This window comes from Pseudomonadota bacterium (assembly GCA_008501635.1).
GTDB lineage: Bacteria > Pseudomonadota > Gammaproteobacteria > QQUJ01 > QQUJ01 > QQUJ01.
The window spans coordinates 22,449-35,007 of the sequence record QQUJ01000015.1 but is presented as its reverse complement, the minus strand read 5'-3'; the positions used below and the strand labels follow the sequence as shown (position 1 = coordinate 35,007).

The window sequence follows — 12,559 nt, the reverse complement described above, 5'->3', positions numbered from 1 at the left end:
ATGCCTTGTTTGTACTGAGTGCATTGACCAATCTGTACCTGGCGCGGCGACGATTGCGATGCCCGACATAGGATTGGTGCGCCTGATAAACCGCAACGGCGCACAAAACGGCTAGAAAACGGCCCATGTTGAGCCGAATACTGCCTGCAAACGCTCCTTATGATGAAAAACACAAACATATTGAATCGGCCGTGCTGGTTTGCATCACTTATTCAGACGTTCCTTAGGCTCTTCTCAAGGCACTGGAAAGGCGCAAGTTCCTCCCCGAACGGTGTATCGTCGGACAATTTACTGGATTGTACATGTTGACCAAGAATGCAGTGCCAACCAGTTTAATACCTGCGATAAACTTTATGTGGTTTTCATGGATTCGTACTGGACGATTTGCGTACGGAAATCTGCTCGTCTTTCGTAAGTTGCCAGAGAGCGGTTTGTGATGCGGGTCGGTTCCACCCCCAAGGATATGTCCCATGGATAGTATCATCGTGTTCGGTTTGCTAGATGTTTCGAAGGATTTCCTCCTGTGATATCGGAACAGAGAGAACCACATAAACCGCGTGTGTTGATTGTTAATTCAGCCCTGTATATTGGGGGTGCGGAGAACGTTACAGCTACGCTCTGTCGCGAGATCGATAGAACTCGGTTCGATGTGTTTGTAGCCCATCTGAAAGGGAATGGTCCAATAGCTCAGGCATTGGAGTCGGAGGGATATGAAGTAGTGCGTATCGCCCTAACTGATGGTGGTCAAAGGGATTTCTTTACGAGCGTTCGCCTGCGTCGACTTATCATCCAGTTAGACATTGATCTCATCCACACACATGATCTACATTCGATGGTTGATGGGGTATTGTGTGGGTGGACGGTTCCTGGTTTGCGCCATGCAACAACATTTCACTATGGAAACTACCCAAGACCAACACGACGGTACCAAACATTGGAGCGTGTGTTTATGCGCTTTCCAAATCGATTGGTGGCGGTAGGGGAGTCACAGCGCCGGAGCATTGCGGAAACGTACAATATTGCAGTGGAACGGTTGGCGCTGATTCGAAACGGGGTGCCCGATGTAAAGACGGAAAGTTCGACTGAGGATCAAGATAGCGTGCGTCGTGGGGCGGAGATCGTAATTGGCAGCATAAGCACGCTCATTCCGCAAAAGGGAATCGATGTCTTGCTCAGAGCGATCCGCATACTCGCGGATGAGGCGCTTCGCTTCCGTGTCGTGTTGGTTGGGGATGGATATCTCAGATCCTCGCTCGAATCGCTTGCCAAAGAACTCGATCTCAACGCGTACGTTGAGTTCGTTGGTTGGGTCGATGACGCGGCAAGGCGAGTTCTTCCGTGGGTGGATGTATTCGTGCAAAGCTCGCTATGGGAAGCTATGTCCATAGTGATATTGGAGGCAATGTCTAGTGGTTGCGCAATAGTCGCGACAACGGTAGGTGACAACTCGTACATTATTCGTGATGCTGAAAGTGGATTACTTGTACCGCCGGGATCGCCGGACATGCTTGCCGCGAGTTTGAGGAAAGTGATCACTGATCGATCGCTGCGCGAACATCTGGCACGTGAGTCGCGAAATGATTACGAAAAGAAGTACACGGCAAGGCGCATGTGTGCCGACTATGAAGAACTCTACCTGGAAATATTAGGACAGTAGGATAAGTACTAGGCGGCTGGAATAGAGGGTATCTAATACGGGAAGGTATAACGATTTTGAATGAAATGCGGCTCCGTGGCTGATAGGCATTACGGATATGACTGAAGATTATTAGCCACAAGCAAGATTGAGAGTAAGATGTAGTAGTCGCGACTCTAGCTAAGTGTCGGATCCACTAAGTTCGCTTCCTGTGGACACGGTGCCAAGCGGTTTCTAGAATAGACAGAATGTTCACGGGAAGGAAAGAAAGCAACCAAAAAAGGACGGAAGAAACTGACTGAGGTCTACGCTTCAGACTTTCCATCAGTGATTCTCGAGCCTCAACAATTCGACCTTGTCTGAGATGGATCACTCCAAGATCCAGGTAAATGCGTGCGAGGCGACTGTCGATCTCCCGAGGGGAAAGCTCATCCGCTAACCGGTCAGCGGCCCGCATAAGTACCTTCGCAACGTTACTAACGACTCGGTCAATTTTGTCTGCCTGAGTCAATTGTCCCGGGCGGCGCCGGAACGTTAGCAAAGGTAGGTCTATATATACAATGGGCCAAGATTGAGCAACACGCAGCCAGTAGTCGTAGTCTTCTTCCGTTTCCAATGATGTATCGAATTCGCCTACCTTTTCGAGAACGTCCCGGCGGATGAGTACGGAGCATGTATTGATCATATTGCCCTGGAATAACCACGTCGCGATCCGCCCCTCATAGGCCGCAACGTTCTGATGGTGTTTAAGACATTTGTCGTGTCCGATAGCTCGATTTTTCTCAAACACTTTGCTCCACGGTGTGATTTTGTCGTTTCTTACAATGCCGTACTTCCACCGTATACCCCGTTCCATTAGCAGTTTACCTTGAGCATCGGCCACGAAGAAATCTGCGAAGACGAGTCCGGCCATGGGGAACTCCTCGAATGCGGTGACCTGAGCAGCCAATTTGCAAGGTTCCCACCAGTCGTCTGCATCAAGAAATGCTATTAACTCTCCTTTGGCCAAAGCCAGGCCATAATTGCGCGCGGCAGCCGCACCGGCGTTCTTCTGTCGCAATAGACGGATCCGGCCTACGTACGGTTCCAATATAGATGAGGTTGTATCTGTGGATCCATCATCTACAACGATGAGTTCCAGGTCCTCATGCGATTGGCTGAGCACTGACTCTATGGCGGTTGGAAGATAGGGGGCGCAATTATAAGCTGGGATGATTACAGAAACAAAGGGCATACCCTTGTGATCCTCTGCAACAATAAATAACGGTTGGCGGCGGCTCTAGCTTCCAAGGATAAGGAACGAAAATAAGGGCTTTGGTCCTGCGATCTCACTGCAGATATTCACTCGATTTAAAGCGTACGGATCGCTCGTGTGCCCTACCAGACCTGAGCGTGTAGTTGTTGCTGAAGATGCCCCTAGATGCCGCATTTGGGAACGTATCCGTTCGTCATACTTGCCGTAGGGATAAGCAACATGGGTCGGAGTATGACCAAGCACTTGGCTGATACGGGTCGCGGCGCTCTGAATTGTGCGTTCCGCTTCCGATGGGGTGAGCTCCGATAGAATTTCGTGGCTAACGGTATGGTTCTCAAAGGTGATACCGGCTTGCGCCATTTCTCGTACTTCGTCCCAATTCATGAACGGGCGGTCGGTGTCCAGTAGAAGATCGCGATTCACGGATTCGAGCATATCCATCATCGCAGTTTTACGACTTGTTTCCCACTGCTTCATTTTGCGACCTTTTTCCAAGAGGAAGCCGGGTAAGTGACTCGGTTTCAAAGTCAAGATCCGCTCCAGGCCGAATCTCGACAGGTCCGCGGATGTAGCGGTTCTGAAGGAGGTCTCGAAACTAGCTATTCGGGCGCGCTTATTAAGTAATGCAAGAAGGTACTTAGCTCGCTCCTCCCAGAACCACGGCAATCCATCAATAAAGCCTGTTGCGAGATATATTGTCGTTGGAATCGACTGTTCCTTCATAATGGGAAAGGCGTATTGATACACATCACGCCAACCGTCATCAAAGGTGACTGCACACATGGTGCTTAAAAAAGACTGCTCCCCCCGCACGGCAGCCGCGATTCTGGATAGAGGAACGACATTATAGTGCTGCTTAAGAAACTTCATATGCATACGGAACTCATCCGGTCTAACCGACATTCCGTTCGGAGAATAGTCGGGGACACCGACGCCTTTAGGAGTGACGCGGTGATACATTAGAATCAATGCGTGGTCGCGCATTGCTTCGCGCCGTCTTCTGTCGAGTAGTCCGCTGTATTGCAGGCCGCTGATGAGAAGCAGCTTTAGTGATCGTCGTAGATGCTCGTGCCATAACATAGATTAGCTATTCCTTTTTGGAGCAGCGCAACCTAAGAAAGTACACTCCCGCGTATCCATTAACCGTTAGGAACGCAATGACTTGCTGACAAACAAACGATTAGTGCACGTTTCTTGATGCCGGTCGCAGACTAGGATGCTAAATCGTAGATCATCACAGTTGGGGTTCGGAAAATACATTCTCTTCTGCCTATCAAGTAGTACGCACGCATGGCGAGATACTAGGGAGAGTAGTATCCATATTGGATGCCCATTAAATACTGCTTATCTTGATCAGCCCCGTGTTACCATACATACCTTTGCGGGTTCGTATTACTTACACTAATGAGTTGTCAGTCAACTGTTTGTTCATTTTCTGTGATTGTAGCATTAGTCGAAGACCAGCATGTCCACGACAGAAAAAGTGGCGTTTTAATGCCTTCTTCGCCCACCAATTTGGTGTAATGATGGGTGTCTTGGACCTCCATACGACTAATGGAATAGGATTTCGATTATGCGCCAGAGAAAACCATCGGGGTTAGGTTGATCGGAGCCAAACAACATCGAAGCAACTCTTGTGAGGTGATCGACTATTGACGACGTGCCGGAAATAGCCAGCGCCGGGTTTCATGCAACCATGGCCGAAAATCCGATACTGAGAACACCTCATATCTTAAGCCGGGATACCAAGGTATAGAAAAATGGAGCAACGTGACCCATCGTCCTGGGTGATGTGGTGGTAAATTGAGATTTTTAGGTGACTTGAAGAGCAACGAGAGTAGCGCGTCGATGTCTCCCCAGAGCCAACGGCTTTGTATACCCGTCCGATAGGAGCGTATAGGGGTTACTTCATTGCCCAGAGCGAGAGCGGCAGCCATTACAGGGAAGTCCATGCCAGCGTCGATGGCCAACTGCAAGGAACCCCAGAATCGTCCGTTAACCTCCATGATCTTGAGTTTGCGATCTCTTTCATCCAGCTTATATTCAACCATCGCAACCCCATGCCACTGTAGGTGATCGAGCAACTTCCTGGTATGTTCCCCCGCGATCGGGTCAACAGGCACTGATTCTCGAAGAACGCTTACGCCACCGGACGGAGGCTTTTCGCGGATGCGTTTGTGGCTGAAAAAAGCGATTGGTCGTCCATGCTCATAACATGCGAACACCCCGACGCCCGATCCAACGATTCGCTCCTGAAGGAGAAGCGGAAAGAATTCAGGAGCAAGCGAACCGAGCTCGCGTTCGAGTTCGGCATAGGAATTTGCATAGAACACGGAAGTAGAAATCCACCGTTCTCCACTACGCACTCTTGATCGGGTGGGCTTAACGACAACAGGGAAAGGAAAATCAACCGTGTCGATTTGCAGATCACCTGCATTGGTGATAAGCCTGCTGCGTGGGGCGGGGATATCGAGGTTAGCAGCTATCTCCAGAATGCGGTACTTGTCTGCCGCAAGTTCAAGAGTTTTGTGGGATGGTATGCACATCCTGCAGTTGAAGCGACCCTCTTCACTAGCCTGGCTCAATGCAAGGGTTGTGACATCGGTAACCGGAATGACCGCATCAAACCTTCCTGCCCTTGTTGCATCGTCGACTGCGTCGACAAAAGAGTCTGGATGTTGTACCGCGTCAGGTACGAGGATTCGTTTGCGGCAATACTTTGAGGACGATGCGAGTCCGGATTCCGTATGATGGGCAACACCAACGTAAAATCCTGCCCGACCGAGAGATCGCGTAATGGCCAATGCGGCCCGACTGTCTGCGTCGGTAACTAGTATTCGTTGCATGGCTATAGTCATGTCCTATATTTAAAAGATCCCCAAGGCGCGGCAAATGAACAATGGGGATGTTTTGGTGGCCGCTTCGTGTATGTTGTAGCGAGGAATAGTGAACGGATCATCGCGTGGTCTGACAAAACCACGTTTCGTTGTAAACCCGAGCCGATATCCGCTTGCCCGTGCAGCCTTGAGGGATCGTAAATCGAACTTGCCGCCGGGATAAGCGACCGCCGAAACGGGGCAGACGGAGTGCTTCTGGATCTGGTCGCGGGAGTCTTCAAACTCACGGATGACTGTGATGTCGTTCAAGCGCGTAAGATCGCGATGACTGCAAGTATGTGAACCAATTGAAATGCCGGACAATATCATTTCGTCTACCTGTTCCCAGTTCATGAATCGATCCTTGGATGGTGTTTCCGTGAAATCTCCTTGGGATCGGAGTTCGGTAGTTAATTCGTCTATAAGTCGGTCTATTTCCTCATATGACGCGTTATGAAAACGGGAAATAACACCGGTAACTACAGTACGTATGTCCGACGGCGACTGATCTGGGCTGGGTGACACATTGTACGCATCCAACGTAGAACTCCGAATGCCGTTACGGATAGCGTGATAAAGAAGCAATCCTAAATATTCTTGCCAAAAACACTTCGTAGAATCGATAAAGGATGTAGCCGTGAAAACAACTGCAGGAATCCCCCGTTCACGTAGCAGAGGCAGAGCATGTTCGTGGTTATCTATCCATCCATCGTCGAATGTTATTAGGCAAGCGCCTCTCGGGAAGGGGTGTCCTAACTCAATGCACTCTTGGAATTCCTCAAGTGTGAGTGGGTGAAAGTATCTGCGTAATACTTCAAGATGACGCGCGAATGTGTCGGGGGTCACTATGATGCCAGGATGTGAGAAGGTCTCACTAAACAGTGGCTCCGGCAGAACCCGGTGATACATGAGGACGACAGCCCGTCCGCGCAGCCTGACGCGCATCAAGATCCACAGCATCCCCGAACTATATAACAGGCGGGCAGCCAGTTGCTTTATTAGTAGTTTAAACATTTTTGGTATCGTGCTCAGAATTTCAGCATATTATATATGTATTTTATTTTCTGAGTGGTAACGAGCAACAAGCGCGGTGGCTTCGAACAAACGACAGGGAACTCCAGTGCCGGGTGCTATTTCTGCAGCCATTGCGTACTTAATTCTCGGATTGCCTTGATCCCATTAAGGGAAAATGGCATAAAAATCTTAGTTCCAAACTGGCCGCATTCGACAGGCCAGATATTCTGCCATTCCTCATGGCATCCAAGGAATACGTATCGCCGGAGACCCGCCTCGATTGCGAATCGAATTGTCTCCAGTGTTAAAAAAAGACCTGGAGACAGATGCCGCATACGCTCTTTGTATCCGATTTTGAGAATCCAAAGTGCTTCTGCGTACCGCACTGCTATATGCACTGCGACAGACTCATCTCCGAGTTTCAATAAGAATATATATAGTGCTTTGGATTCAGCCATTCGGCGGCAATATGTAATGAAGAAATCCTGGAGCATAGGATCATTGTTTAGACAGTGTCCTTTTGTACCTTTCCAGCCGGAGGCTTCTATTTCCATGGCTTCTGCAATCAGTGGTTTCACCTGGCTAACCGTTGGTAGAATGCATTCCATGCGGAACCCTCCGTTGTCGGCTGCTCTCCGTTTAATACGGCGGAAATCGCTGCGCCGGCTTTTACGCATGTGGTTCCACAGTGCTCCCCATTCCTGGTCCAAGTATAAAGTACAAGAATCAGCACCGGGACGTCGAACATGGACTCCATGTCGATCAACTTCTACCGATCGCTTCCCAATCAGTGGTGATGCGATAGGAATACGGCCCAGTTCGAGAGGACAGCCGAGTCGAATGAGCACACTGAGAGTTTGTCTCAGGGAAATCTCTGATTCGTACAAGAAGTCTGTCGGTTCGTATAATCGCGAACATCCAAGAATCTCGAGCCATTGGCAGTACCGTCGCTGGATTTTCGCAAGAGGAGCTATGGCGCTGATCCTATTGGCTTGTTTTAAGGCGACAACATGAACTTCCTCCGGGCGATAGAGAACCTCAGCGCAGGTAATAAACCACTCGTACTGCAGCAGAGGATTCGGGAAATGCAGTCCCAGCTCACGCCAAGCCGGTTCTATTGCACGAATATCTTCGAGAGTGGTCAGTATTTCCACTTTGGCCACTTGCTACCACCCCTGTTTGGTTGCAAATATTTGGCTTTGTGATAAGTGACGGTTCGCGCTGTAGCTTGGCGATGGAAATACCGATCTCGTACACGGGTGAGGGAATGATATATGCGACCCATACCTGTATCGTTGAAGATAGTTATGGAACGGTGCCAACGCAGCTCGTCGGTCCACTGGTTCTCCCACTGATAGGGCTCTCCTGGGAAGTCGAACTCGCGTATTCCTTGCTCGATCAGCATACGGATCAACCACGCTCTCGATACAGTGGCGACGCCGTTCCGCCGGAAGGCTTCGTGGAAACTGGTCTTTAAATAGTAGTAACGCCCGTGGGCGACCAGTCCAAAGTTGTAGGCAACCGGCTTGTTGTCGAGATCGAGAAACGTCAGGTGCAGCCGGCCAGCCTCTAGAGCGCCTTTGGCCATCTCCCCGTAGAATGCCTCTTGGTGAGGCACAGCGCTGATCGCGGTGCCGTGATTGTGTTTCCAGCTTGCCCGCTCCACACTGAGCAGATTTTCATAGTCGGATAAGAGTTCTTCGGGTGAATCAGTCCTGCGAAAACGTACCCGCCCTAGTGGTTGTAAGCCTTTTTCCATTCGACGAAGGTAGTTACGGAATTTGCTGCTGCGGGCATTGAGGTATGTATCGTAGCTTTCCGGCAGCGTAAGAAAGAAGGACGGCGGCTCCAGCCTGATATGATTCCGGCACTTTACGACGGACAAGGCGCCACTTAGGGCACGATCCAGATCCGAATCTTCCACGATACGGGTGAAACGCATGACATCCCAGCCAGCGGTACGGGTACCACATACCTCGAGCAACTCTGTAACAAAATCTTCGTTCAATTGCCGACAGAGCAGATCGCTGTGGGTGTTAGAGCATTCCGAAAGCGCTCGCAGACTGGAGAGAGGCAACCCGGCAAGGTACGATGTATCCTGAACCATTGGCAGTAGCGCACAAATGGACCCGTTGTGCCTGAAGACCACTAAGCTGGGCTCATCTGCAGGGTTCAGATGATTCACGAGCAGAGCCTTGGTCCACTCCAAAGATAGGGAAGGCTCATGAGGCCTCGCTCTGAAAAGCTGTTCCCAATCGGCCGCGAAGGGCGCCAGATCTAGAGGAGCTTTGACTAGTTCAATCTGCATCATTTCATCGGGCTGAGCGTGCGGTGCTGCCGTGCGGCGGCAGTCATGCGCATGAGCTTGAAACCTGCACGCCGCACGATATGCGGCATGAAAGAGAGCGCCCAAAGCGCGCGTTCCGAGTAGCCGGCGCGGGTGCAGGCTTGAAGATATCGTCGCGCACGGCGCGGATAATAGCGATTTTCGTGCGACCCACCTTGATCATAGGCCAGCAACGGCATGGCTACAGCGCGGCAGAGACGCGCAATCTGTTGTTCCGTGCGAGATGGGTCGATGGCCGTCGCTTTGGAACTGGATCGCGTGTGAGCGCGGAATACCCGCAGTAGATCCCGTTGCTTGTTAATCATTAGCCGGGCGAAATCGTGACTATGTGTTCCCGATATCTGTCCGGGGTGATAGCGCAACAGGTAAGTGGGTGCATCGATAAAGGCGGCGGTTGCCTCACGGCACAGACGCAAGGCGAACTCGAGGTCGTGAAACATACCGAATTTGGGTTCCTGTAGGCCTACTGATTCCAGCAGTGATCGACGGAATACCATGCTGTTGGTAAATACCAGGGTGTTAAAGAGGTATTGATCGTAGAGTGGGCCGAACCACGCACGCCGATTCAACCAATCAGAGTCGCTTCCAGCCAGAGCCTTGCGACCGTATTCTGTGTCGATCAAGGGTACACTTTCATTGAATATCTTTTCATAGGTGATACCGCCTCGGCTATAAGCGGAGGCGTGATAGTGGCGTAGGTGCCATTCGTCATAGTAACCGTCGTCGTCAAATCCTGAAAACTCTGTATAAACCATACCGACGTCCGGGTGCTGATCCAGTAAGCCACATTGCAAAGCAAGTTTAAATGGGCGGTAAATGTCATCCGAATCCAGGTAAGCGATGTATTCGCCCTTGGCAGCAAGCATTCCACGATTGCGGGCACTGGCGGGACCCTGATTCTTCGTGTAGATGTAGTTGATGCGATTTCTATAGGGTAGCAGGGCCCGAGTGGTGTTATCGGTGGAACCGTCATCCACCACTATTATCTCCAGGCTGCCCATCGATTGTGTCAACACGCTATCAATAGCGCCCACAACCATGTCGGCGCGATTGTAGGTCGGTATAACGACCGATACCTTCATTCGTGTCTCCAATGATGCAGCCAAGGCGCAAGTCTCAGTCTTCGTACTATCCAACGTATGCTGCGATAAGCGTGATCCCTCGTCAGCGCATTGAAGTACCCAATTCGTGATCGGAATACGCGGTATTGAGTGTTGACTCGTTGCGTATCGCAATAGCGCTCCTTGAAGGGTTCTGCGCCGATCGTAAAGTCCAACTTGGATCGATTGCTGTCCAGAGCGCAGTTCATGAGGTGACTCAGTATGAGTTTGCCCGGTGAGTGTGCTGCGTGATCGGGATCAAATGAGGGTTTGTACCAGGTTATTGTACCCGCGTGGTCAAATCCAAAATGAAATGCGATGGGTTGTTCGTCCAGTTCGGCGACGGATAGATGCAACCACCCGCGAGGTAGTAGCTGCGTGATCAACTCACTGTAAAAATGCCGATTCTGCGTTTCATGAAACAGGCTGGGGGTGCCCGTCGTCGACCATCGCCGAATATGCTGATCGAAGAAAACAGGTAGGAGTTGCTGCCCCTCAGAAACAGAATCAACCGTCCGTACGGTGAGATGACCTTGGCGGCTAAAATAGTTGCTGGCGCGCCTGAGACTGTACTTGCTTACCCGCTGTCGAACGTCTTCCTCACTTCCGTCAACCTGTAGCAAGAAACACGGCATATCGGTTCCCCTCAGCAGCAAAAGATCCTCATTGACTGAGAACGATTCGAGCAGCGCGACAGTAGGACTTGAGGCAGGGATATTTCTGAGATGCAGTTCCGACCAGGAGCGCTCATGATGAATCAAATGCCTGAGTACCTCTCGAAGCACCAACGGCCCATTGTCGCCAGTGATGAAATCAAGGTAGTCGGAGTGAGTATCGGCAACAAAACTCAAAAACGATGGGCGGCGCATGAGTGGTGCGAAGCCCAGCAGTGCATCATCCCGAAATACCGAAATCAGCAGTAGCTGACCGTCTTGTCCGAAGCTGTTCCACCAACCTTCAAACCATTCGTAAGTCTGAAAAACGGTCGTTGTGGATGAACCCTCCGCGAGTTGATTCCACTCTTCGGGAGTAAACGGAATATCGGGCAGCCGCCGCGATACGTGGGTGCGCAGCCCTGCTGACGCCTCGATGGAGTGACCGGATGGTCGCTCAGGCCTGGAGGGGTTTGAGGCAGCCACGGACTTGACGGATATGGTCGGAGGTTACATAGGGATGCGTGGGGAGGGTGATGATACGCGCGGCTACGTCGCGTGCAGCGGGCGTATCGTAGCTCCCCGGTGCCAGACGGCCCTGTAAATCCGGGATATCTGCCACGGCAGCCGGATAGGAGGGAGTGGCACCAATTCCTGCCGCATCTAGTGCATTCAGGAGGGAATCGCGTTGACGGGGAGTCTCCGCAAGGATCGGCAGCCGTAAGTAGACAGGTTCTGCGGTCTGTGGCGGTATCACTGGTTGGAGGTTGGGTAAATCGGCAAGTGCCTCTATAAGGGCGCGACCGTTTGCGCGCCGCGCCGCGGTAATAGCATCGAGGCGCTGGAAGAGCAGGTGAGCCATCGCACCCAGTACAGGACTAAGACCGCAAAGGGGATACTCGGTAGTGTAGGGAGTTTTTCCCAGTTCGAGGAAGGGAAGCTTTCGCACCATGCCATAACGGGTCGGATGTAGCAGCGCAGCATAAAACAGGAGCTTGGCTGCATAGCTGAGAGTCGTAACCTTGGAGGTCTGCGGAAGGCGTCCGACAGCTGCGGCCAGAGGTTCAGCGATCGCGGGGTGTTTCGTGACGAGGATGCCGCCTTGCAGGGAGGTGATGTTTTTACCCTTGTCGAGGCTGAACAGGCCGATGTCGCCAAAGGTGCCGACCCACCGCCCCGCCATGGTCGCACCAAGCGCCTGGGCCGCATCGTCAACCAGAAAGACATTCTGTTTCGCCGCAATGGCCTCGATGGCGGGCAGGTCATTGGGAATGCCGTAGAGGTTGGCAGTGACGATCGCCAGTACCCGCGAGAAATCGGTGCTTCGCAACTGTTCCAGGTCGTAACTGAGTGACACAGGATCGATATCGCAGACGCGCACCTTGAGTCCGGCTTTCTCTATTGATCCGGGAACCGAGTAGCAGGTGTAACCGGGTACCACGACCTCATTGCGTAGAGTTTCGCCACGAATTCGATGGAGTGTTCGGAGCAACAACGTCATGCCGGCCCGTCCCGAGGAGACAAACTCGCAGCCCGCAAGTTGCAGCGTCTGCCTCAGGGTCTGGCGAAACTGTGTCATCTCGTTCGTAGCGCCCGAGAGGCTGTACAACCAACGCCATAAGTCCGAGGCGCTGATCGGCGTGCCGGCGGGTGCGAGATAGCTCATCGGTTCTGCCCG

General features: G+C 51.7%; 9 protein-coding genes. 1 reads left to right on the top strand and 8 read right to left on the bottom strand.

All coding sequences use genetic code 11. The features are described from left to right. Positions 1–523 precede the first annotated feature (523 nt). Entirely contained in the window at positions 524–1,657 is a 1,134-nt protein-coding gene (locus tag DWQ09_07535) for a glycosyltransferase family 1 protein (protein ID KAA3628683.1), read from the top strand. 175 nt (positions 1,658–1,832) lie between these two features. Here the strand turns inward: DWQ09_07535 and DWQ09_07530 are convergent, their stop codons facing one another. The 8 genes from DWQ09_07530 to DWQ09_07495 form a co-directional block, all read right to left on the bottom strand. Then, positions 1,833–2,870, bottom strand: a complete 1,038-nt coding sequence (locus tag DWQ09_07530) for a glycosyltransferase (GenBank protein ID KAA3628682.1) — start codon at positions 2,868–2,870, stop codon at positions 1,833–1,835. Positions 2,871–2,915: 45 nt separating this feature from the next. Continuing rightward, the gene (locus tag DWQ09_07525) at positions 2,916–3,971 is read right to left on the bottom strand and encodes a hypothetical protein (GenBank protein ID KAA3628681.1); all 1,056 of its coding nucleotides are present in this window, start codon (positions 3,969–3,971) and stop codon (positions 2,916–2,918) included. A gap of 1,787 nt (positions 3,972–5,758) precedes the next feature. Continuing rightward, the gene (locus tag DWQ09_07520; GenBank protein ID KAA3628680.1) at positions 5,759–6,781 is read right to left on the bottom strand and encodes a hypothetical protein; all 1,023 of its coding nucleotides are present in this window, start codon (positions 6,779–6,781) and stop codon (positions 5,759–5,761) included. 116 nt (positions 6,782–6,897) lie between these two features. Further along, positions 6,898–7,458 carry a GNAT family N-acetyltransferase gene (locus tag DWQ09_07515; GenBank protein ID KAA3628679.1) on the bottom strand — a complete coding sequence of 187 codons (561 nt, stop codon included), beginning with the start codon at positions 7,456–7,458 and terminating at the stop codon, positions 6,898–6,900. Between the two features lie 464 nt (positions 7,459–7,922). Further along, positions 7,923–9,092, bottom strand: coding sequence for a GNAT family N-acetyltransferase (locus tag DWQ09_07510; protein ID KAA3628678.1), 1,170 nt, complete (start codon positions 9,090–9,092; stop codon positions 7,923–7,925). Continuing rightward, a complete protein-coding gene (locus DWQ09_07505; GenBank protein ID KAA3628677.1) occupies positions 9,089–10,210 on the bottom strand; it encodes a glycosyltransferase family 2 protein in 1,122 nt (373 codons plus the stop codon). The genes DWQ09_07510 and DWQ09_07505 overlap by 4 nt, the downstream gene beginning before the upstream one ends. Beyond that, entirely contained in the window at positions 10,207–11,367 is a 1,161-nt protein-coding gene (locus tag DWQ09_07500) for a GNAT family N-acetyltransferase (GenBank protein ID KAA3628676.1), read from the bottom strand. The genes DWQ09_07505 and DWQ09_07500 overlap by 4 nt, the downstream gene beginning before the upstream one ends. Further along, positions 11,339–12,547 (bottom strand): hypothetical protein, encoded by a 1,209-nt coding sequence (locus tag DWQ09_07495; GenBank protein ID KAA3628675.1) that lies wholly within the window; start codon positions 12,545–12,547, stop codon positions 11,339–11,341. Before DWQ09_07495 ends, DWQ09_07500 begins: the two co-directional genes overlap by 29 nt. Positions 12,548–12,559: the final 12 nt, after the last annotated feature.

What these genes read in the sequence shown, in the direction of transcription:
- DWQ09_07520 (KAA3628680.1), bottom strand. Translation starts at nt 6,781, where the DNA reads ATGTTTAAACTACTAATAAAGCAACTGGCTGCCCGCCTGTTATATAGT.
- DWQ09_07530 (KAA3628682.1), bottom strand. Translation starts at nt 2,870, where the DNA reads ATGCCCTTTGTTTCTGTAATCATCCCAGCTTATAATTGCGCCCCCTAT.
- DWQ09_07495 (KAA3628675.1), bottom strand. Translation starts at nt 12,547, where the DNA reads ATGAGCTATCTCGCACCCGCCGGCACGCCGATCAGCGCCTCGGACTTA.
- DWQ09_07515 (KAA3628679.1), bottom strand. Translation starts at nt 7,458, where the DNA reads ATGCGTAAAAGCCGGCGCAGCGATTTCCGCCGTATTAAACGGAGAGCA.
- DWQ09_07525 (KAA3628681.1), bottom strand. Translation starts at nt 3,971, where the DNA reads ATGTTATGGCACGAGCATCTACGACGATCACTAAAGCTGCTTCTCATC.
- DWQ09_07505 (KAA3628677.1), bottom strand. Translation starts at nt 10,210, where the DNA reads ATGAAGGTATCGGTCGTTATACCGACCTACAATCGCGCCGACATGGTT.
- DWQ09_07510 (KAA3628678.1), bottom strand. Translation starts at nt 9,092, where the DNA reads ATGATGCAGATTGAACTAGTCAAAGCTCCTCTAGATCTGGCGCCCTTC.